Annotated in this window: 14 protein-coding genes; 6 read left to right on the forward strand and 8 right to left on the reverse strand. The window is 74.8% G+C overall.

The features are described 5' to 3' along the window. Positions 1–64 precede the first annotated feature (64 nt). From chvE to rph, 5 genes are all read right to left on the reverse strand, one after another. Entirely contained in the window at positions 65–1,204 is a 1,140-nt protein-coding gene (gene chvE, locus DQE82_RS14485; protein ID WP_043323299.1) for a multiple monosaccharide ABC transporter substrate-binding protein, read from the reverse strand. Positions 1,205–1,399: 195 nt separating this feature from the next. After that, positions 1,400–2,776 carry an endo-1,4-beta-xylanase gene (locus tag DQE82_RS14490; RefSeq protein ID WP_043323298.1) on the reverse strand — a complete coding sequence of 459 codons (1,377 nt, stop codon included), beginning with the start codon at positions 2,774–2,776 and terminating at the stop codon, positions 1,400–1,402. A gap of 171 nt (positions 2,777–2,947) precedes the next feature. Then, positions 2,948–4,042, reverse strand: a complete 1,095-nt coding sequence (locus tag DQE82_RS14495) for a 12-oxophytodienoate reductase (RefSeq protein WP_113972958.1) — start codon at positions 4,040–4,042, stop codon at positions 2,948–2,950. A 42-nt stretch (positions 4,043–4,084) separates the two neighbouring features. Next, complete coding sequence (locus tag DQE82_RS14500; protein WP_069088436.1) at positions 4,085–4,453, reverse strand: MerR family transcriptional regulator; 369 nt, start codon at positions 4,451–4,453, stop codon at positions 4,085–4,087. Between the two features lie 48 nt (positions 4,454–4,501). Further along, positions 4,502–7,096: a rifamycin-inactivating phosphotransferase gene (rph, locus tag DQE82_RS14505; RefSeq protein ID WP_113972959.1), complete on the reverse strand. Its 2,595-nt coding sequence runs from the start codon at positions 7,094–7,096 to the stop codon at positions 4,502–4,504. Between the two features lie 312 nt (positions 7,097–7,408). On the opposite strand from rph, the gene DQE82_RS14510 reads away from it, so the two are divergent. Both DQE82_RS14510 and DQE82_RS14515 read left to right on the forward strand, forming a co-directional pair. Further along, positions 7,409–11,563, forward strand: a complete 4,155-nt coding sequence (locus DQE82_RS14510) for a SpoIIE family protein phosphatase (RefSeq protein ID WP_113972960.1) — start codon at positions 7,409–7,411, stop codon at positions 11,561–11,563. Further along, the gene (locus tag DQE82_RS14515) at positions 11,560–11,859 is read left to right on the forward strand and encodes an STAS domain-containing protein (RefSeq protein WP_043323291.1); all 300 of its coding nucleotides are present in this window, start codon (positions 11,560–11,562) and stop codon (positions 11,857–11,859) included. Before DQE82_RS14510 ends, DQE82_RS14515 begins: the two co-directional genes overlap by 4 nt. A 49-nt stretch (positions 11,860–11,908) precedes the next feature. Here the strand turns inward: DQE82_RS14515 and DQE82_RS14520 are convergent, their stop codons facing one another. Next, positions 11,909–12,790, reverse strand: a complete 882-nt coding sequence (locus tag DQE82_RS14520) for a universal stress protein (protein ID WP_064445613.1) — start codon at positions 12,788–12,790, stop codon at positions 11,909–11,911. Positions 12,791–12,809: 19 nt separating this feature from the next. Continuing rightward, positions 12,810–15,443, reverse strand: a complete 2,634-nt coding sequence (locus tag DQE82_RS14525) for a cation-transporting P-type ATPase (RefSeq protein WP_304466109.1) — start codon at positions 15,441–15,443, stop codon at positions 12,810–12,812. Positions 15,444–15,597: 154 nt separating this feature from the next. Between DQE82_RS14525 and DQE82_RS14530 the strand changes: the two genes are divergently transcribed. The 3 genes from DQE82_RS14530 to DQE82_RS14540 all read left to right on the forward strand — a co-directional run bounded on the left by DQE82_RS14530 (position 15,598) and on the right by DQE82_RS14540 (position 18,252). Then, entirely contained in the window at positions 15,598–16,410 is an 813-nt protein-coding gene (locus tag DQE82_RS14530; RefSeq protein ID WP_233514668.1) for a hypothetical protein, read from the forward strand. A 74-nt stretch (positions 16,411–16,484) separates the two neighbouring features. Then, the gene (locus tag DQE82_RS14535; RefSeq protein ID WP_113972961.1) at positions 16,485–16,958 is read left to right on the forward strand and encodes a hypothetical protein; all 474 of its coding nucleotides are present in this window, start codon (positions 16,485–16,487) and stop codon (positions 16,956–16,958) included. Between the two features lie 76 nt (positions 16,959–17,034). Then, positions 17,035–18,252 (forward strand): MFS transporter, encoded by a 1,218-nt coding sequence (locus tag DQE82_RS14540; protein WP_113972962.1) that lies wholly within the window; start codon positions 17,035–17,037, stop codon positions 18,250–18,252. Here DQE82_RS14540 and DQE82_RS14545 read toward each other — a convergent pair. After that, a complete protein-coding gene (locus DQE82_RS14545) occupies positions 18,180–20,951 on the reverse strand; it encodes a LuxR family transcriptional regulator (protein WP_113972963.1) in 2,772 nt (923 codons plus the stop codon). The genes DQE82_RS14540 and DQE82_RS14545 overlap by 73 nt on opposite strands. 194 nt (positions 20,952–21,145) lie before the next feature. Here DQE82_RS14545 and DQE82_RS14550 point away from each other — a divergent pair, with 194 nt between their 5' ends. After that, positions 21,146–21,667: an RICIN domain-containing protein gene (locus DQE82_RS14550; protein ID WP_043323284.1), complete on the forward strand. Its 522-nt coding sequence runs from the start codon at positions 21,146–21,148 to the stop codon at positions 21,665–21,667. The last annotated feature ends 37 nt before the right edge of the window (positions 21,668–21,704 follow it).

The following is a 21,704-nucleotide window of genomic DNA, read 5'->3' on the forward strand; positions in this document are numbered from 1 at the left end:
GGTCGTGGTGTCCGGAGCGGGGCGGGCCCGGTGGCGTACCGCGCCACCGGGCCCGCCGGCCGGATCAGCCGGCTCGGCCGGCGGCGACCTCCTGCTCGGTCAGGTAACCGGAGTCGATCAGGACGGACTTGATGTCCTCCTTGTAGACCGTCTGGACCGGCAGCAGGAACGCGGGCACGACCTTGACGCCGTTGTTGTACGCCTTGGTCTCGTTGGCCTTCGGCTCCTCCTTGCGCAGGAACGCCTCGGCGGCGATCACCGCCTGCTCGGCCAGCAGGCGGGTGTCCTTGAACACGGTGGAGCTCTGCACGCCGTCGTTGATGAGCTTGACGGACGCGACCTCGGCGTCCTGCCCGGTCACCACCGGCATCTTCTTGGCGCCGCCGCGGTAACCGGCGTTCTGCAGGGCGGTGATGATGCCCCGGGAGAGGCCGTCGAAGGGCGACAGCACGCCGTCGACCTTGCTGCCGTCGTTGTAGCTGGAGGTGAGCAGGTCCTCCATCCGCTTCTGCGCGGTCTCCTGCTGCCAGCGCAGGATGGCGGCCTGCTCGATCTTGGTCTGCCCCGACTTGACCTTCAGCGTCCCGGCGTCGAAGTACGGCTTGAGCGTGTCCATCGCGCCGTTGAAGAAGAAGCCGGCGTTGTTGTCGTCGAGCGAGCCGGCGAACAGCTCCACGTTGAACGGGCCGGTCGCGGCGCCCTTGGACCCGTCCTTGTTCAGCAGGCCGAGGCCGACCAGGAGCGCGTTGGCCTGCGCCACGCCCACCTTGTAGTTGTCGAAGCTGACGTAGAAGCTGACGTTGGGGCTGTTACGGATGAGCCGGTCGTAGGAGATGACCGGGATCTTCGCGGCCGCGGCGGCCTGGAGCTGACCGCTGAGCGCGGTGCCGTCGATCGGGGCGATGACCAGCACGTCCGCGCCCTGGGTGATCATCTGGTCGATCTGCTGCGACTGGGTGGGGATGTCGTCCCCGGCGTACTGCAGGTCGACCTTGTAGCCCTTGGCCTGCAACTTCTCCTTCACCGAGTTGCCGTCGGCGATCCACCGTTCCGAGGTCTGGGTCGGCATCGAGACGCCGATCGTCAGGTCGCCGGGCTTGGCGGAGCTGGTGTCCGAGCCGCCTCCGGCGCCCTCGCCGCTGCACGCGGCCAGGCTGATCGCGAGCGCGGCGCCGCTGACTGCGGCCAGGATTCGTCTGCGCACGAGCGTCCTCTCCCCTCCGTGGGCCCCTGTGACACAGGTAACCGTCACGGCGAGTGTTAACGCTCACAAGTTGCCCCGTCAACCAATCGCGCGAAATGTGCATGTCTCTTTCTTGTAACAGAGACGGCGCTCCAGGTAGGACGCGACCGGACGTCGCGGGGGCGGCACGTCGTACCGCCCCCGCGACGCCTGAGCTCAGGAGGCGGAGCAGGTGGGCGTCATGCCCGATCCGCTTCCGTTGCCCTGGAACCCGAACTCGGCACTCTGGCCGGCGCCGAGCTGGCCGTTGTAGTCGACGTTCGTGAACCGCACCGTGCCGCTGTTACCGCTCGCGGTGGCGCTCCAGGTGTTTGTGACGCTCGCGCCGCCCGGCAGCGTCATGGTGACGGTCCATCCCCGGGTGCCCGACGAGCCCGCTGTCACCTTCACGTTGGCGACGAAGCCACCGGTCCAGGAGTTCAGCGTCACCGAGGCCGTACACCCGCCCTGACCCGGCGGTGGCGTGGTCGGATTGTTGGGCGGCGGGGTGGTCGGGTTGTTCGGCGGCGGGGTGGTGGTCGGCGGCGGGTTGTTGGTGCCGGAGTTCAGCGCGTCGAGCACCGCGTTGTACGCCGCCTTCTTGTTGCCGGAACAGTCGAACAGCAGCGCGTTGTCCGAGCCGCGCCACGAGTCGCAGTCCCGCACGCCCCACACCGTGATGCCGGCGCAGCGCGACACCGCCAGGCAGGCCCGGGTGACGGCGGCGTAGATGTTCGCCTGGTTGCCGCCGGTCATCACGTCCAGCTCGGTGATCTGGACCTCCACGCCCAGGTCCGCGAACCGCTGGAGGTTGGCCTGGTAGTCACCGGGGATCGTGGTGCCCAGGTGCGACTGGAAGCCGACGCAGTCGATCGGCACGCCACGCGACTTGAAGTCGCGCACCATGTTGTAGATGCCGGTCGACTTCGCGTTGATGCCGTCGGTGTTGTAGTCGTTGTAGCAGAGCTTCGCGCCCGGGTCGGCGGCGCGGGCGGCCCGGAACGCGGCCTCGATCCAGTCGTTGCCGGTGCGCTGCAGGTTCGAGTCACGGCGCCCGCCGCTGCCGCCGTCGGCGAACGCCTCGTTCACCACGTCCCAGGCGTAGATCTGCCCCCGGAAGTGGGTGGCGACCTGGGTGACGTGGTTGATCGCGGCGTTGCGCAGTGCGCTGCCGGACAGGCCCTGCGCCCACGACGGCTGCTGCTGGTGCCAGAGCAGCGCGTGCCCGCGCACCGACATCCCGTTCGCGCGGGCGTGGCTGACCAGCCGGTCGCCACCGCTGTAGTTGAACCGCCCCTGCTGGGGCTCGGTGGCGTCCCACTTCATCTCGTTCTCGGCCACCACGGAGTTGAACTCGCGGTTCAGCACCGTGGCGTACGTGTTGTCGGACAGCTTGTTGGTGGCGACCGCGGCGCCGAAGTAACGGCCCTTCTCGGCCGCCGCCGCGCGCAGCGTGGTGCCGGCGCTCGCGGCCGGCGCCAGGGCCACCGCCATGCCGGCGGCGAGCGCGCCGGCCAGGATGCCGGTGGTCAGCAAGGCTCTCTTTCGTCTCATGCGGATTCCTCTTCCGGGGGTTACGCGATGGTGGTGGTGCGACTCCCCCGACTCCGCGTCCGGTGACGGTGTCGGGGTACGACCAGCGCGGCTCGCCCGGTGAGCCTTGCGGCGCTCATGCCCTGCCATCGACTGTGAGCGATAACATCCCCCGGCGTCAACCCCTGGCGCCTACGGATAGACGTCCTCGTGCGCCTTGCGGTAGTCGACGATCTCGTCCAGCCGGCCGGCCGCGGCGTGCGTCACCCAGGCCGGGTTGCCGAGCAGCGCGCGGCCCAGCGCGACCAGGTCGAACTCCCCGTCCGCCAGCCGCGCGGCCAGGCCCGCCACCGACTCCGGGCCGCCCGCGCGCAGGAAGTCCCGGCGCAGCCCGACCGAGCCGACGGTGATCGACGGCAGACCGGTGAGACGCTTCGCCCAGCCGGCCAGGTTCAGCGGCGAGCCGGGGAACGCCGGCTCCCAGAAGCGACGCTGCGAGGCGTGCAGCACGTCCGCGCCGGCCTCGGCGAACGCGCCGAGGATCCGCGCCAGCTCGGCCGGGGTCTCGGCGATCCGCGCGTCGAACGCCCGCTCCTTGAACTGGGAGAACCGCACGATCACCGGCCGGTGTGCCGGGACCTGCTCGCGCACCGCGCGGACCACGGCCGCCGGGAACGCCGCCCGCCGCGCCGGGGAGCCACCGAACGCGTCGGTCCGGCGGTTCGTGTACGGCCACAGGAACTCGTCCAGCAGGTAACCGTGCGCGGCGTGGATCTCGACCGCGTCGAACCCGGCCCGGACCGCCACCCCTGCCGCGTCCGCGTACGCCGCCAGCAGGACGTCCGCGTCGGCAGCGGTCATCGCGTGCGGCGCGGGGCGGCCCGGCTCGCGTACCCCCGAGGGGGTCCACGCCGGAGCGCCGTCCACCGGCTCGCGCAGGCTGCCCAGGTGCCACAGCTGCGCGGCGATCCGGCCGCCGGCGGCGTGCACCGCCTCGACCACGCCGCGCCAGCCGGCCTCGGCCGCGCCGGAAGTCATCCGTGGCACGGTGTCCTCGTGGCCGGCGCTGGGATGGTCCACCAGCACGCCCTCGGTGACGATCAGGCCGACACCCGCCGCGGCGCGGCGCCGGTAGTACTCGGCCATCTCCGGCGTCGGCACGCCGCCCGGCGCGCGGTTGCGGGTCATCGGCGCCATCACGAAGCGGGACGGCAACGACAGGCCGGCGACGGTGACCGGCTCCAGCAGCGGCGTCACGGGCGATGCGGTGTCCAGTGTCGCGTTCATGACCCGACGCTAGGAGTTGACACCGGTGTCAACTGCAAGCGCTCAGGCGGCCGGATCCCGGGTGTCCTCGGTCACTGTCATGTCGGCCACCACGTCGTCGAGCACCGCGACGGCGTGCGCGAGCCGTGCCATCTCGGCGGTCATCCGGGCCCGCTCCTCGCGCAGCCGGTCGGTCAGCCACGAGGTGCGGATCTCCGGGTCGGTCACGCAGGGCAGCAGCTCGGCCATCCGGCGACTGCTCAGCCCGGCGTCGAACAGCCGCTGGATGAGCCGGACCCGGTCCACCGCCGACTCGGCGAAGACCCGCTGGCCGCTCGGTGTGCGCAGGGCGGCGAGCAGGCCCTGCTGCTCGTAGTACCGGATGGACCGGGCGCTGACCCCGGTACGCGCCGACAGCTCCCCGATCCGCATCGCGCCTCCCCGCTCGCCGGACCTCCATCATCGAGCATGCCGCGCCGGTCAGGACAGCAGCTCGACGTACCCGTCGGTGCCGTGCACGCGGATCCGCCCGCCGTCGGGGATCAGCCGGGTCGCGTCCGGCACCGCCACCACCGCGGGCAGGCCGTACTCGCGGGCGATCACCGCGCCGTGGGTCATCAGGCCGCCGATCTCCGTCACCAGTCCCGCGACTGCGACGAACAGCGGCGTCCAGCTCGGGTCGGTGTACGCGGTGACGAGGATGTCGCCCGGCTCCACGTCGGCCCGGGTCAGGTCCGTCACGACCCGCGCCCGCCCCTCGACCACGCCGGCCGAGACCGCCAGCCCGGCCAGGGCGCCCGGGGGAACGTCGTCGCGCCGGTACGAGCCGTCGAGGGCCTCGCCGTCGGAGGTGAGCACCCGGGGCGGGGTGAGCGCCTGGTGCGCCCGGAACTCCTCGCGGCGCCGCCGGATCAGCCCGGCGTCGGCCCGCCCGGTGGCCGCGACCTCGCGGAACTCGTCGAAGGTGAGGAAGAAGACGTCCTCCGGACCGGCGAGCACACCGGCGCGCGCCAGCCGGCCGGCCTCGGCCGTCAGCGCCTGCTTGTAGACGGCGTAGCGGCTCACGATGTCGTACTTCGGGTACTCGCGGTAGCCGGCGAACGTGCGTACCCGGTCGATCATGCGTTGCGTCTCGGCGGCCTTGCGCTCACCGTCGGGCAGCGCGCGCAGGCGGTCCAGCACCTCCCGGGCCTTCGCCTCGGCCCGCTCCCGGCCCTGGGCGAAGCGGCGGGCGGCCGCGCCCGGGGTGAAGGTGTGGACGTTGTCCAGGATCAGCGGCACGAGCGTGGCCGGGCGCTCGCTCCACCGTGGCCGGGTGATGTCGATCTCGCCGACGCAGCGCATGCCGTACCGGTCCAGGTAGCCATCGACGGCCGCGCGCGCCTCGACGCCGCCGGGCAGCTTCGGCAGCTCGTCCAGGAACCCGTCGCCGGCGTCCCGCAGGAACGCCACCACCTCGGGGTACGGCCGGATCACGTCGGCCACGTCGAGCAGCGCCAGCCCCATCTCGGCGGTGACGTTGCCGGGCGCGGACAGCGTGAGCGTGTCGGCGGCGTCGCGTTCGCCGAGCCACTCCCCCAGCTTGTCGTTGAGCCACCACGCGGCCTGCATCCCCGCCATGATCACCTGGGCGCTCACCGGATCGGTGAGCACCCGCTTGTGCTCGGCGAACGCCTCGATCAGGAAGTCGAACAGCTCCGGTCCGCTGCGGCCCTCGATGTCGCGGCGCAGGGCGGCGACGGACGCCTGGCTGCGCGCGACGAGGCCGGCGACGATCGCCGGATCGGTCTCGATCGGCGGCGGCCCGCCCGTCGGCGGCCCGGCCGGAGCCGGGTCCGGGTCCGGCGTCGCCGGCAGGACGTCCCGCGCCAGGACCGTCTCCAGCGCGTCCCGGGTGAGCGGGTCGGCCCGGCCGATCATGCCCAGGAACGCGGTACGGCCCGCCGGGGTGGCCAGGTGCGGCGTGGCGTCGACGAACAGCCGGCCGCCCGCCTCGTGCATCGGCGCCATGGCGGTCAGCCGCCACATCGACAGACCCAGCGGCTTCATCGCGTCGGTCATCATCTGCTGGTGGCCGACCGACAGGTAGACGTGGAACGTCCCGTCGGCGGCGGCAGCCGGCACCGGGAACAGCGTGGTGATCGGCCGGCTCTGCAGGATGTGGACGTCGTCCCCGGTCACCGCCCACTCGACGTCCTGCGGGCAGCCGAAGTACGCCTCGATCCGCCGGCCCAGCGCGGCGAGGCGTACCGCCTGCGCGTCGGTCAGCGCCGGCTGGGCCTGCCGCGCCGGGTCGACGGGCGCCTGCCGGGTGCCGCCGCCGGGCGCCGCGTGCACGGCCCGTGACTTCGCGCCGATCCGCCGGCCGACGACAGCGCCGTCGCGCACCGTGAACACGTCCGGGTTCACCAGGCCGGAGACCAGGGCCTCGCCCAGCCCGAAGCCCGCCTCCACCGAGACCACCCGCCGGTCGCCGGTGACCGGGTCGGCGGTGAACAGAACCCCGGCGGCGTCCGGGAAGACCATCCGCTGCACCACCACCGCCATGTCCACGGCGCGGTCGTCGATGCCGTGGCGCCGCCGGTAGGTCACCGCCCGGTCGGTGAACAGCGAGGCCCAGCAGCGGCTGACGTGCCGCAGCACCTCGGCCGTGCCGACCACGTTGAGGTAGGTGTCCTGCTGGCCGGCGAACGAGGCATCCGGCAGGTCCTCCGCGGTAGCGCTGGAGCGCACCGCGTACGCGGCGTCCGCCCCGAGCGCGGCCAGCGCGGCGGTGACCGCCGCCGCGACGTCGCCGGGCAGGGCGGTCCGCTCGACGGCGCGACGGACCTCGGCGGCGGCCGTGCGCAGCGCCGCCGGGTCGTCCGCGTCCGCGCGGGCCAGCCGGTCCAGCGGGCCGGCCAGCGCCGGCGTCCGCGCCACCAGCCGGAAGGCGTCCGTCGTCACGCAGAAACCCCTGGGTACGCGCACCCCGTCGATCCGCGTCAGCGCCCCCAGGTGCGCGCCCTTGCCGCCGACCGCGGCGATCCGCGCCTCGTCCACCTCGTGCAGTTGCCACACGTACCGTCCGGTCATGCCATGCCCCCGTTTTCGCAGCTCAACCCGCATCGGCCGATGATTCTGCGGCATCACCGGGGCCTTGCGGCAAGACCGGGGGTGCGATATACATTGATAGTGGCAAGGAGATCTGTCTCCTTGCCTTTCGTTATGCCGCAGCCTTTCATTTTGGCCGCACCACGAACCCCTGCCCTGACCCGCCGCCGTCACGTGAGTCAGATCTCCCCGCCCCGGGTGGAGTGCCGGGCGCGCGACGGGGCAAGAAGCGACCACGAGGCCGCGACGCGGCCCGGACGAGCGGGATCGGACGGGGTGGGGGAGACTCGGGCGATGAGCGGCGCTGACACCGACCCGCATACGCGCGCCGACGTCTTCGCCGTCGACGGCGAGATCGGGCCGGACCTGGCGCGCGTCGACTGGTCCGCGCACCCGCTCGGGCCGCCGGACACCTGGCCGCAGAGCCTGCGGACCTCGGTGCGGATCCTGCTGTCCTCCCGGTTCCCGATGTGGATGGCCTGGGGACCGCAGCTCACGTTCTTCTGCAACGCCGCCTACCGGCGGGACACGCTCGGCCGCAAGTACCCCTGGGCGCTGGGCCGCCCGGCGAACGAGGTGTGGACCGAGATCTGGGACGACATCGGTCCCCGCGTCGACACCGTGCTGCGCACCGGCGAGGCGACCTGGGACGAGGGCCTGCTGCTGTTCCTGGAGCGGGCCGGCTACCGGGAGGAGACCTACCACACGTTCTCCTACAGCCCGCTGCGCGACGACGACGGCAGCCTCGTCGGGATGCTCTGCGTGGTCAGCGAGGACACCGAGCGGGTCATCGGCGAGCGGCGGATGGCCACGCTGCGCGACCTCGGCTCGGACCCGAGCGTCATCCGCACCGAGCAGGAGACGCTCACGTTCGTCAGCCGCCAGCTGGCCCGCAACCCGCAGGACCTGCCGTTCACGCTCACCTACCTGTACGACCGCGACGGCGACGCCCGGCTGGCGGAGGCGACCGGGCTGGCGGCCGGGCACCCGGCGGCCCCGGCCACGCTGTCCCTCACCGACCCCGCCTCCCCGTGGCCGGCCGGCGCGCTCACCGAGGGCGACCCGGTACGGGTGGCGCTCGACGGACCGGCCTTCGCGGACCTGCCCGCGGGCGCCTGGCCCGCCCCGCCGGCCGAGGCCCTGCTGGTGCCGCTACGGCAGCAGGGCGGCGCGCCGTACGGGTTCCTGGTGGCGGGACTCAACCGTTACCGGGCGCTGGACGACGGCTACCGCGGTTTCGTGGAGCTGACCGCCGGGCACCTGGCGACCGGCATCGCGAGCGCCCGCAGCTATCAGGCGCAGCAGCGGCGGGCCGAGGAGCTCGCCGAGCTGGACCGCGCCAAGACCGCCTTCTTCTCCAACATCAGTCACGAGTTCCGCACCCCGCTCACGTTGATCATGGGGCCGGTGGACGAGCTGCGCGGCCGGCTGCACGACGCCGACGAGCGGGTCCGCACGGAGCTGGACGTCATCCGCCGCAACGGGCTGCGCCTGGGCAAGCTGGTCAACAGCCTGCTCGACTTCTCCCGCATCGAGGCGGGCCGGATGCAGGCCCGCTACGAGCCGGTGGATCTGGCCGCGGTGACCGCCGACCTGGCCAGCGTCTTCCGGTCGGCGATCGAGCGCGCCGGCCTCTCCTTCGAGGTCGACTGCGCGCCCCTGCCCGAGCCGGTGCACGTGGATCGGGGCATGTGGGAGAAGGTGGTGCTCAACCTGCTCAGCAACGCGCTGAAGTTCACCTTCGACGGGACGGTGCGGGTGCGGATGGACGCCGAGCACGGGATGGCCGTGCTGCGGATCTCCGACACCGGCATCGGCGTCCCGGCCGAGGAGATGCCGCGCCTGTTCGAGCGGTTCCACCGCATCGAGAACGCCCGGTCCCGCTCCGGCGAGGGCAGCGGCATCGGCCTCGCCCTGGTCAAGGAACTGGTCTCGCTGCACGGCGGCGACATCGACGCGGACAGCACGGTGGGCCGCGGCACCACCTTCACCGTCCGGTTGCCGTTCGGCGCCGCCCACCTGCCCGCCGACGCGCTCACCCCGGCCGGCGCCGGCCGGGCGCCCGGGTCGGCCGAGCCGTTCGTGCAGGAGGCGCTGCGCTGGCTGCCCGCCGACCCGGGCGCCGTCGTCGGCGAGGACGGGCCCGCCGCCACGGAGGGCCCGGTGCATCCGCTGCCCGGCGGCGCGCCGGCCCGCGTCCTGGTGGCCGACGACAACGCCGACATGCGGGAGTACCTCACCCGGCTGCTGCGCTCGGCCGGACACGAGGTGCACACGGTCGCCGACGGGCGTGCCGCGCTGGACGCCGCCCGCGCGCAGACGCCCGACCTGGTGGTCAGCGACGTGATGATGCCCCGGCTCGACGGCCTGCAACTGGTGGCCGCGTTGCGCGCCGATCCCCGTACGGCCGGCACGCCGGTGCTGCTGCTGTCCGCCCGCGCCGGCCAGGAGGCCTCGATCGAAGGGCTGGAGGCCGGCGCCGACGACTACCTGGTCAAGCCGTTCCCGGCCGCCGAGCTGCTGGCCCGCGTACGCGCCAACGTGGAGCTGGCGCGGCTGCGCAACCACCACGCGCGCTGGCGCACCGCGCTCGTCGACTCGCTGCAGGAGGCGTTCTTCGTCTGCGACGAGGACGGCGCCGTGGTCGAGATCAACGCGGCGTTCACCGACGTCCTCGGCTACGGGACCGAGGGCCTGCCCTATCCGCCGGTACAGCCGTGGTGGCCGGACCAGGAGGCCGAACCGGACGCGCACCGTCAGGTGGCCGCCGCGTTCTCGAGGCTGGTCGGCCAGTCCCGCGGCACCTACACCGTGCCGGTGACCCATCGCGACGGGCACCGGATCTGGATCTCTGCCGCGTTCAACCAGGTGGACGACCCGGACAGCGGCCGGCGGATGATCGTGGGCACGTTCCGTGACGTCACCGCCGAGCACTACGCGGTCCAGCGGGAGACCGCCCTGGCCGGGCTCGGCATGCGCCTGTCCCGGGCCGACGACCTCGCCGACGCGCTGCACGGCGTGCTGGACGAGCTGCGCAAGCTGTGGCGGGCCGCGGGCGTGCTCACCGCCGTCTTCGGTGACCTGCCCACCCCCGACGTGACCGGCACCGACCCGGCGGCCCGGTGGGCGACGCTGCCCGAGAAGCGCCGGCGGGCGCTGCTCGCGCTGCGCGACACCCCGCTGCTGACGCCGGTGGCGACACGCCGGCACGGCGCCGGCATCGCAGTCGAGCACCCGCACGGCACCATGGCGCTCTGGATCGACCTGGGCGAGAAGCGGCCCTTCACTGAGCAGGACCAGACCCTGCTGGCGCTGCTGGCCGGCCACATCGGTCAGGGGCTGCACCGGGTGCACCAGATCGACCAGCAGCGGGAGACCGCCCTGGCCCTGCAACGGGCGATCCTCGGCCCGGCGCAACTGCCCGCCGGCTTCGCCGTGCGGTACGCCCCCGCCGCGGTGCCGCTGAAGGTCGGCGGCGACTGGTACGACACGGTGGAGCTGCCGGACGGGCGCATCGGCATCGTCGTCGGCGACTGCGTGGGACACGGACTGCGGGCCGCCACCGTGATGGGGCAGCTGCGCAGCGCGTGCCGCGCCCTGCTGTTGCAGGACCCCAGCCCGGCCCGGACGCTGGCGGCGCTGGACCGGTTCGCCGCGCTGCTTCCCGGCGCGTCCTGCGCCACCGTCTTCTGCGGCGTCCTCGACCCGGTCACCGGCCTGATGCGCTACTCCAGCGCCGGTCACCCGCCGGCCATCGTGGTCGGCGCCGACGGCACTCCCCAGCTCCTGCAGCACGGCCGGTCCCGGCCGCTGGCCGTCCGCGCGGGTGAGGAACGACCGGAGGCGGAGGCGACGGTGCCGCCGCGCGCCACCCTGATGCTCTACACCGACGGTCTGGTGGAACGCCGCCGCCAGCCGATCACCGTCGGCATCGCCCGCGCCACCGACGCCATCCAGCAGGGCCACCACGCGCCGGTGGAGGTGCTCGCCACCGAGATCATGGATCGGCTCACGCCCGACGGCGGCTACCACGACGACGTGGCGCTGCTGCTCTACCGCCATCCCGGGCCGCTGGAGCTGGAGTTCCCGGCCGAGTCGACGCGGCTGGCCGAGGTGCGTACCGCGCTGCGAGGATGGCTGGACCGTTGCGGGCTGGCCCCGGCCCACGCCTACAACATCCTGGTGGCGGCCGGCGAGGCGTGCGCCAACGCGATCGAGCACGGGCACCGCGACGACCCCGGCGGGCGGATCCGGCTGCGCGCCGCCGCCACCGCGAACAACCTGCGCCTGAGCGTGACCGACAGCGGTCACTGGCGGGAGCGCGAGCAACCCCCCGATCCGCACCGCGGCCGGGGGCTCGTGCTCATGCGCGCGCTGATGGACAGCATCAGCGTCACCCCGGGAGCGACCGGCACCACCGTCGACATGCAGGCGAGGATCACCGCATGAGCGCGTCCCTGACTCTCACCACGAGCGACCGTCCCGACGGCGTCCGCGTGCTGACCGCCGTCGGCGAGATCGACATGAGCAACGCGTCCTCGTTCGCCGACGCGCTGGCCGAGGGGGTACGGCCCGAGGGCGAACCCCTGGTCGTGGACCTCACGAAGGTCGAGTACCTGGACAGCGCCGGGCTGGCCGCGCTGTTCCCGCACGCCGACCGGATCGCGCTGGTCGCCGGTCCGCTGCTGGAGCCGCTGCTGACCATCTCCGGGCTGGCCGACCTCACCACGGTCCGCCGCGCCTGACGCCGTCGCGGCGTCAGGCGCTGTCGCGGAAACAGGCGCTGTCGCGGAGTCAGGCGGCGTCGCGGACGATCACCAGCGGCGAGTGGGCGTGGTGCAGCACCGCGTGGCTGACCGAGCCGAGCAGCAGCCCGCCCAACGCGCCACGGCCGTGCGCCCCGACCACCACCAGCTGGGCGTCCTTCGACTCCTCGACCAGCACCCGGGCCGGGGCGCCGCGGATCGACCGCTGCCGCACCGGCACGTCGGGGTAACGCTGCGACCAGCCGGCGACAGACTCGGCGACGACGCGCCGGGACTCCTCGGCGAGCGCCTCCGGGTCGTACACCAGGGGCAGGATGTCGCCGGGGCCCATCGGAGTGGGGTACAGCCAGGCGTGCACCACGATCAGCGAGGCGCCCCGGCGGGCGGCTTCCTCGTACGCGAACCCGACCGCCGCGGTGGACAGCTCGGAGCCGTCCACGCCGACCACGACCGGGCCGTCGGCGCGTGCCTCGCCGCGCGTCACCAGCACCGGGCAGTGGGCGCGGGCGGACACCTGGAGCGTGACCGAGCCGATGAGCAGGCCGGCGAAGCCGCCCAGGCCACGGTGTCCGAGCACGATCAGCGCGGCGTCGCGGGACTCGGCGACCAGCACCGCGGCCGGCGCGCCGTCGACCACCACGCCGGTGACCGGTACGTCCGGCGCGACCTTGCCGGCCTCGGCGACCGCCTCGGCGACGCACCGTTCGGCCTGGTTGCGCAGGCCGGCGCCGGCGGGCGCGCCCGGGGCCGGGGTGAGCGGCGCGCGGGTCAGCGGCCAGATGAACGCGTGCACCACCTGCAGCGGCCGGTTCCGGTCGGCGGCCTCGCGGGCGGCGACCCGGACCGCGTCCAGGGCGGTGGCCGACCCGTCCACGCCCACCACGACGGGGGCCTGCGAATGGATTGTCATGACGCCTCCTTCACTGTCCTCAGCCTGCCCGTCCGGCGGCCGGCCGGGCAGGGTCCTGGGTCCCGGCGCGAGGGCCGTCGGTCCCGTCGGCCGTGCCGGAGCGGCGGGTCAGCCGCAGCACCAGCCCGGGCAGGACGCCGATCGCGGCGCAGGCGAGCAGGTCGAGCGCGCTCAGCGGGGACGTGCCGAGCAGCTCGCGCAGCGGCGGCAGCAGCACGCCGGCGACTTGGAGGACCGCGGAGATCGCGACCGCCACCGGCAGGGCGCGGTTGTGCTCCCGCGAGCCGGGCGCCCGGGTCGCGCGGACGGCCAGCGCCACGCCGAGCTGGGCGAGGCCGAGCACCACGAAGACCACCGACTGCCACGGCCGGTCCGCCGCGGCGGCCCACACGCCGGCGCCGAGCGTCGCGGCGGCGATGAGCGCGCCGGTGACCAGCACGTCCCGGCCGAGGCCGCCGCCGAGCACGGACTCCTGCGGCGAGCGGGGACGGCGGCGCAGCGTGCCCGGCTCGGCCGGCTCCGCGCCCAGCGCCACCCCGGGTACGCCGTGGGTGAGCAGGTTGATCCAGAGGATCTGCGCCGGCAGCAGCGGCACCGGCAGGCCGACCAGCGGTCCGAGCAGCATCACCGCGATCTCGGCGACCCCGCCGGCGAGCGCGTAGCGCAGGAACCGGCGGATGTTGTCGTAGATCCGGCGGCCCTCGCCGATGGCGGTCGCCACGGTGGTCAGGTCGTCGTCGACGAGCACCAGGTCGGCGGCCTGCCGGGCTACCTCGGTGCCGCCGCCCATCGCCACGCCGATGTCCGCCCGGCGCAGCGCCGGGGCGTCGTTGACGCCGTCGCCGGTCATCGCCACGACGTGTCCCCGGTCCTGAAGGCCGGCGATGATGTCGAGCTTCTGCTCCGGCTGGGTCCGCGCGTACACCCGGGTGTCGGGGTGGGCGCCGCCCGGGTCGCCGTCGTCGCCGTTGGCGAGCGGGTCGCCGTCGCGCCAGAGCCCGAGCCGGCCGCCGATGGCGGCGGCCGTCGCCGGGTGGTCGCCGGTGATCAGGACCAGCCGGATGCCGGCCTGCTCGAAGCCCGCCGCGATGCCGGGTGCCGCCGTGCGCAGCGGGTCGCCGACCGCGACCAGGCCCAGCGGGCGCAGGCCGGTCGGCCGGGCCGGGTCCGGCAGCGTGTCGACCACGGCCGAGGCCACCGCCAGCACCCGCAGCCCTTCGGCGGCGAGCCGGTGCGCGGCATCGGTCAGCTCGGCCAGCTCCTCGGCGCCGGCGTCCATCAGCGGCGGGGCCAGCAGGTTCTCCGGCGCGCCCTTGCAGACCACGAGGTAGCGCCCGTCGCAGCGGCGGTGCACGGTGGTCATCCGGCGCAGGTCCTGGTCGAACGGGGCCTCCGCGACCCGGGGCCAGGCCTCGCGGGTGGTCTCCGGGTCCAGACCGCAGCGGGCCGCGAACGTGACGAGCGCGGCCTCCAGCGGGTCGCCGATCGCTGTCCACTCCGGCCGTTCGCCGGTCGGCGGGGTCAGCGTGGCGTCGTTGCAGAGCAGCCCGGCGCGGGCGAGGGCGCGCAGCTCGTCCGGGGCGCTCACCGGCTCGCCCCGGTGGCGCACCTCGCCGTCGGGCGCGTAGCCGGTGCCGGTCACGGCGTAGCGGTCGCGGCCGGGCACGACCGCGTGCTGCACCGCCATCCGGCCCTCGGTGAGCGTGCCGGTCTTGTCGGAGGCGATCACGGTGACCGACCCGAGGGTCTCCACCGCGTGCAGCCGCCGGGGAATGGCCCGGCTGCCGGCCATCCGGCGTGCGCCCAGGGCGAGCGCGAGCGTGACGACGGCGGGCAGCGACTCCGGTACGGCCGCCACCACGAGGCTCACCGCGGTGACCGCCATCTGCGTGACCGGGCGTCCGTCGAACACGCCGAGTGCGAAGACCAGCCCGGAGAGCACCACGGCGGTCAGCCCGAGCACCCGGCCGAGCGAGGACAGGCGGCGTTGCAGCGGGGTGGGCGCCGGGCGGGTCGCCGCGACCAGGGCGCTGATGCGGCCCAGCGCGCTCGCCGCGCCGGTGCGTACCACGGTCCCGGTGGCGCGGCCGGTGGTGACCACCGTGCCGGCGCTCGCCTCCTCCCCCGCGACCCGGGTCACCGCCACCGACTCACCGGTGAGCGCCGACTCGTCCAGGCTGAGCCGTACCGCGTCGGTGAGGTCCAGGTCGGCGGGCACCACGTCGCCGGCCTCCAGCCGGACCAGATCGCCCCGGACCAGGTCGGCGGCGGGGAGCACGAGGTCACGGCCGTCGCGGACCACCCGCGCGGTCGGCGCCGCGAGCCGGTCCAGCGCCGCCACCGCCCGGTCGGCGCGTACCTCCTGCACCACGCCGATCGCCGTGTTGATCAGGACGACCAGCACGATCACCGCGGTGTCGGGGTAGTCGCGCAGCAGCGTGGTCACCACGGCGGCGGCCAGCAGCAGCGCCACCAGCGGATCGGTGAGCTGACGGAAGATCCGGCCGGCCAGCCCGCGCTTGCGTGGCGCGGCCACCGTGTTCGGCCCGTCGGCGCGCAGCCGGGCGGCCGCCTCGGCCGAGCCGAGCCCGGTCGCGGGGGCCGGAGAGATCTCGGTGGGCGTCACCGTGCCCTGCCCGCCGTTGATCACCACATTGCCTCCATGTCGTCACCGCCCGCGCCGGGCACTCCCAGCATGCCGGGTGCGCGGGCGCGGCTCGCAGGGCCGAGGGCCTGTCGGACCCGGGACCAACGGCCCCCGCGGTACGGGGCAGCGCGGCGTCCGACTCGTCGGTAACGTCCGTGCGGTGAACCGGACACGCAGCGCCGCCGGCCCGACACCCCCGTCCCGTCACCGGCCGGTCCGCTGGGCGCTCGCGGTGCTCCTGCTCGCGTCGGTCGGATGCGGAAGGGGATTCGGCGAGGAGAGCGGCGACGAACTGGCGCGCGACGTCGCGGCGGCGGAGGCGAAGCAGCTCAACACGGAGCTCGGGCACCGCAACCGGGTCCGCGACGCCGGGTCGATCGCGGCGGCCGAGATCGTCCAGCAGCCGCAGGGCACCGCGTTGAGCGATGACGAGACCGTCCGGCGGGAGGCCCTGGCCTGGTCCGGCCGCACCGCCAGAGACGAGCGGGCCACCGTCGACGTGCGGTTCGTGGTGACGGTGCCGGAACGACCGCCGGTGTCGGTCGGCGGCGCGAGCAACAGCGCCGGCGACGCCACCCGCTGCTACCGGTACGAGTTCCAGCTCTACCGCTACACGACGTACCACGAGATCGACTGTCCGAGCGGGGCTGCTCCCCCGCCCCCCACCGCCGCGCCGGTGCCGAAGGTGCCCGAGGACGGGCGGCAGCGGCTCACCGCCGTGCTGCGTACCGCCACCCCGGACACCCTTGCGGGCGCGGTGCGGGCGGCGTTCCCGCAGGACTGGATCACCGTCGACACGACGGTGCACGAGGGCGCGCTCGTCGCCGCCGTCGGCGTACCGGCCGAACGGGACTGCCTCCTGCTCGTCCGCACCCCGGCCGGGAAGATCGAATCCCCCGGGTACGACCGGATCTGGCTGGAGCCGGGCGAGACCGGCTGCCGGACGGGCCTGTACGTCTCGCCGCCGCGCTGAGACACCAGCCCGGTTTGCCGCGCGACGGCCGGAGGACTGACCTTCTCGGGCCCGTGTCAATGTAGCGTTGACGAGTGAGCCTGGCCGACCTGTCCGAGATCGCCGCGACCCGGGTCCGGCTGGACGACCGCGAGCTGGACCTGATCGACCGGGCCCGGCACGACGGCGCCACCTGGGCCGACATCGCGCGGGCGCTGGGCCTGGGCAGCCGGCAGGCCGCCGAGCAGCGCCGGCAGCGTCTCGCGGCGGCCCGGCGGGCCCGCGTGACCCGGCTCGACCCGGCCGGCGCCCCCGACCTGCCCGTGCTGCGGACGGCGGTCGCCGACCTGCGCCGCTGGATCGAGACGGACCGCGCGTGGGACGGGCGCTTCCCCCGCGCGGCGTTGACGCGCCGTACCTGCGCGCTCGCGCTCGACGCCCCCGCCGGGCCGCTGTACGCGCTGGCCGCGCACCTCGCCGACGATCTCGCCGGGGCCGGACTCCGGCTGCCGCCTCCGGTACGCGACGCCGCCGGGCGCATCACGGCGACACTGTCAACAAGAAATTGACGTAGCTCCGAAGTGTTGCCACGCCCCGGCTCATGTTCCGAGGATGAGTCCTCCAGGCTCAACTCTCGGGGGACCCATGCGCCGCAACGCCGTCCTGTTCGTGGCCGTCTCGCTGCTGTCCGGCCTGGGCGGCAGCGCCATGGCCCTGGTCTCCGGCATCTGGATCCTGGACCTGACCGGCTCCACCGGGCTCGCGGCGCTGGCCGGTCTCTGCGTCTACGCCCCGACGCTGGCCGGCCCCTGGCTCGGCGGCCTGCTCGACCGGGTCCCCCGGCGTCCCCTGGTGGTCGGCGTCAACCTCGCTCTCGCCGCCGCGCTGCTGAGCCTGCTGGCGGTGCGCGGGCCCGGCCAGGCGTGGCTGATCTACGCCGTCTCGCTCGCCTACGGGATCGGATACGTGCTCGTCGACGCCGGCGAGACTGCGCTGCTGCCCGCCGCGCTCCCACCGGCCCGGCTGGCCGACGTCAACGGCTGGCGGTCGAGCGCGCAGGAGGGCGTGAAGCTGGTCGCGCCGCTGGCCGGGGCGGGCCTGTACGCGTGGCGGGGCGGGCACGTCGTCGCGGTGCTCGCCGCCGTCGTACCGGTGCTCGTGGCCGCCCTGTACGGCGCGTTACGCCTGGCCCGGGCGGCGTCCGCTCCCCCGACCGCACCCGCGGTGGGGCTGCGGGCCGGGCTGACCGCGCTCCTGGCCCGGCGGGCGGTACGCGTGCCGGTGGCGCTCGCGGCGGCGTCCATCGCGATGTCCGGCTTCACCACCGCGGCGCTGTACGACGTGGTGGTGACCGGCCTCGGGCTGCCGTCCACCTTCCTCGGCGTGCTGGCCGGCGCGCAGGGTGGCGGATCGCTGCTCGCCGGGCTGGTCGTCGGCCGGCTCGTCCGCCGCCACGGCGAGATCACGGTGGGGGTCGCCGGCGCGGTCCTGTTCGCGGCCGGCTGTCTGGGACGCTGCCTGCCGTGGTGGCCGGGCACGGTCGCCGCCTCGGTGGTGATCGGCGTCGGTCTGCCGTGGACGCTCGTCGCGGCGGTCACCGCCGTGCAGACGTACACGCCGCGGGAGATGCTCGGGCGGGTCGCCGGGACGGCGAACACGGTGATGTTCGGCCCGATCACGCTGGCCATCCCGCTCGGGTCGGCGGCGGTCGCGGTCGGCGGCCGGCCGCCGCTGGTACTCGCCGCCGTGGCGTGCCTGGCCGCGGCACTGGCGGCCGCCCGGCCGGGTCGTCAGCCCGCGGCCGGCGGGCCGGACAGGTGGCGGATCAGCTCCGGCCGGGAGCGCAGCCGAAGCTTCCGGTAGACGTTGCCGAGGTGGTACTCGACGGTCTTCGGCGACAGGAAGACCCGGGCCGCGATCTCCCGGTTCGTCAGGCCCTCCGCCACGTGCAGGGCGATCAGGCGTTCCTGGCCGGTCAGCCGGTCGACGGTCCGGTCGCCGGGCTCGGGCGGCCGCCGGCCGGTGGCGTCGATCTCGGTGCGGCACCGCCGCGCCCAGCCCTGCGCGCCGAGCGCCTCGAACAACCGCAGCGCGGCGTGCAACTGGACCCGCGCGTCCCGGCGGCGCCGGGCCCGGCGCAGCCGCTGCCCGTAGCTGAGCAGCGTCCGGGCCCGTTCCAGCGGGACGACGGCGGGATCGCACCGGGCCAGCGCCGCCGCGAAGACCTCGTCCAGGTCCGGTTCGCCGGCGAGCAGGCCCTCGACGCGCGCGGCGGCGGCGCGGGCGGCGGCACCGCCGGCCCCGGCCAGGTCGCGCAGCCGCCGCGCCGACCGCTGCGGGTCGGACAGGTGCGCGTACGCCTCGGCCAGCTCGGCCGCGACGGGCAGCCACCCCGGTTCGGCGATGCCTCCGTCGCGCTGGGCCCGGCGGACCCGTTCCAGCTCGGTCACGGCGTCCTGCCAGCGCGCCCCCACCACCGCCGCGATCCCGGTGGCGTAGCGGAGCCGGACCTCGATCTCGCGGAACTCGCCCGGCAGGAGCCGGCGGGCGTCCTCGACGTGCGCGAGCGCCTCCGGCTCCTCGCCGAGCAGCGCCTCCACCAGGGCCAGCGCGGCCAGCGCCTCCGCCCGCAGCACCGGAAGCGCCACCTGCTCGGCGATCCGGACCGCCTCAGCGGCGGCCTGGTACGCCGCGTGCAGCCGGCCGGTGCGCCACTCCAGCCCGGCGAGCCGGGGCAGGGCGTACGCCAGCAGGAACACGTCGTCTGCGGCGCGGGCCCGGTCGATCTCCGGTTCCAGCAGCGCCCGCGCGGTGTCGTGGTCCCCGAGCCAGCAGAACACCTCGGCCAGCTCCGCTGCCGAGCCGTCGGCGTGGCCGGCGCAGGCGGCGACCAGGGCACGGGCCGACGCGACCCCTTCGGGCAGCCCGGCCAGCACCTGTGCCGCGGCCAGCCGGATCGGGCCCTTCGGCCAGGTCGCGCCCGCGTCCGCGGCGGCCAGCTCGGCCACCCGCGCACACAGCGGCACCATGCCGGTGACGTCCAGCCGCGCCCAGAACTGGTTGACGCGGGCGCTCATCAGCCGGGCCGCGCCGAGCGGATCCGCTTGCGCGTACGCCTGCGCGTCGGCCAGGTACGCCTCGGCGCCCGCCGTGTCACCGTGCTGCTGCGCCAGGTGGGCGAGCAACGGCTTGACCCGGCAGCGCAGGTCGGCGCGCCGGGTCAGTCCGATCGCCTCCTCCCCCAGCGTGATCGCGTGCCGGCTCGCGCCGGCGTTGGCCCAGGCGCGCGACGCGGCGGCGAGCCGGGACGCGCGTACGTCCGGGTCCGGGGTGAGACGGGCGGACCGTTCGTAGGCGCGTGCCTCGGCCACCACGCCGCCCCGGCGTTGCGCCCGCTCGGCGGAGTCGGCCAGCAACGCGGCGACGCCCTCGTCGGGCACGGTGGTGGCGGCCGCGAGATGCCAGGCCCGGCGGTCGGCGGTGTCGTCGCCGGTGAGCGCGGCGGCCACCGCCAGGTGGGCGGCCCGCCGCCGGCCGGGGCCGGCGACCGAGTGCACCGCGGCGCGGGTCAGCGGATGGCGGAACGTCACCTCACGGTCGGTCACCCGGATCAGCCCGGCGTCGACCGCCGGGTCCAGCACGCCCAGACGCAGCCCGTCCGCCACCAGGATCCGCTCCAGCAGCGCCGGGGTGGTGACCTCGGTGACCGCGCAGGCGACGAGCGCACGCCAGGTGTCGTCGGGCAGCCCGCGGGCGTGCGCCAGGACGGTCGTCTCGATGCGTTCGACGAGCACGAGAGGCTCCCGCAGCGGCAGCCACCCGTTGCGGTGCTCCTCGGACAGCGTCGCCGGCAGCTCGGTCAGCGCGAGCGGGTTGCCGGCGGTGGCCGCCGCCAGGTCGGCGGCCACCCGGCGGTCCAGGCCGGCGCGCATGGCGAGCCGGATCGCGTCGTCGCGCGCCAGACCGGTCAGCGGCAGCTCCGGCAGGCCGGGCGCGGGGAACGCGGGGGCGTCGCGGGCCGCGAAGACGACGGCGACCCGGTCCGCGAGCAGCCGCCGGGCGGTGAACAGCAACGCCTCGGCGGAGGCCGGGTCGATCCAGTGCGCGTCGTCGACCAGGCAGAGCACCGGCGTGTCCTCGGCCGCCGTCGTGAGCAGGCTCAGCGTCGCCACGTACGCGGCGAGCCGGTTGACCGGACGGGAACTGCCGTCGATGGCGAATACGGTACGCAGCGCGTCGGCCTGCGCGGGCAGATCGCCGAGCCGGTGCAGCAGTGGCCGCGCCAGTTGGTGCAGCGCGGAGAACGGCAGGTCCGCCTCGAACGGCGCGCCGGTGGCGCGCAGCACCCGCATCCCGGTGGACCGGGCGGCACAGTGCTCCAGCAGCGCCGTCTTGCCCACGCCTGCCGCACCGCGCAGCACCAGGGCGCCGCCGTGACCGTCGACCGCGTCGGCCAGCAACGCGCCGAGCCGCCGGCACTCGTCGGCGCGCCCGAGCAGGGCGTCATCACCGGTGTCCGTGGCCGTGCCGACGGCACCGGCCGGCGCCGGACCGCTGCCCATGACCGCACGCTAGCCGCCGGTGTGGTCCGTCCGGGCGGGCGCGACGCGAACCCGACAGGGTGCCCGCGCGGCCTCGTCGACTAGGAGGAACCCGGATCCGGGTGCCGTCGCGGCTCCCTAGCGTCTTCCCCAGTCGTCCGGCCGGTGACCACCGGCGGATCCGGGACGACGACACGACTCCGAGGGGAGACACCATGATCGGGAAGAGAGCGGCCGGGGTGCTGGCGGCGGGACTGCTCGCCGCCGGGTTCGGGGTGGCGTACGGCCCGCCGGCACAGGCCGCCAGCGGCCACTACGCCATCGTCAACTACGGCAGCGGCAAGTGCCTGGAGGTGGACCGGTCCGGCGCCCCGTCGTCGCTCGGCGGCCGGGTCGTGCAGCGCACCTGTGACGGCCAGGCCGTGCAGCGCTGGTCGCCGGTGGGCAGGGACACCTACACGTTCGTCAACCAGTTCAGCGGCATGTGCGTGGACGTCCGCAACGGGGTGAACGCCGACGGCACGCCGTTGCAGCAGTGGGCCTGCACCGGCACGTCGAGCATGAAGTGGACGGTCGACCCGAACTCGTTCGCGGGGGTGCACCAGATCAAGTCGCAGGTCGGTGGCCGGTGCATGGACGTGCGGAGTGGATCGGACGCCGACGGCGCGACGGTCCAGATCTACCGCTGCACCGGGTTCGGCAACCCGGCCCAGGTCTGGTCGTTCGCGGCGGTCTGACCGGCGCGGATGCGGCCCGTCCCCAGGGGTGAGGGGG

The sequence above is a fragment of the Micromonospora sp. LHW51205 genome, assembly GCF_003315815.1.
Classification (GTDB): domain Bacteria; phylum Actinomycetota; class Actinomycetes; order Mycobacteriales; family Micromonosporaceae; genus Micromonospora; species Micromonospora chalcea.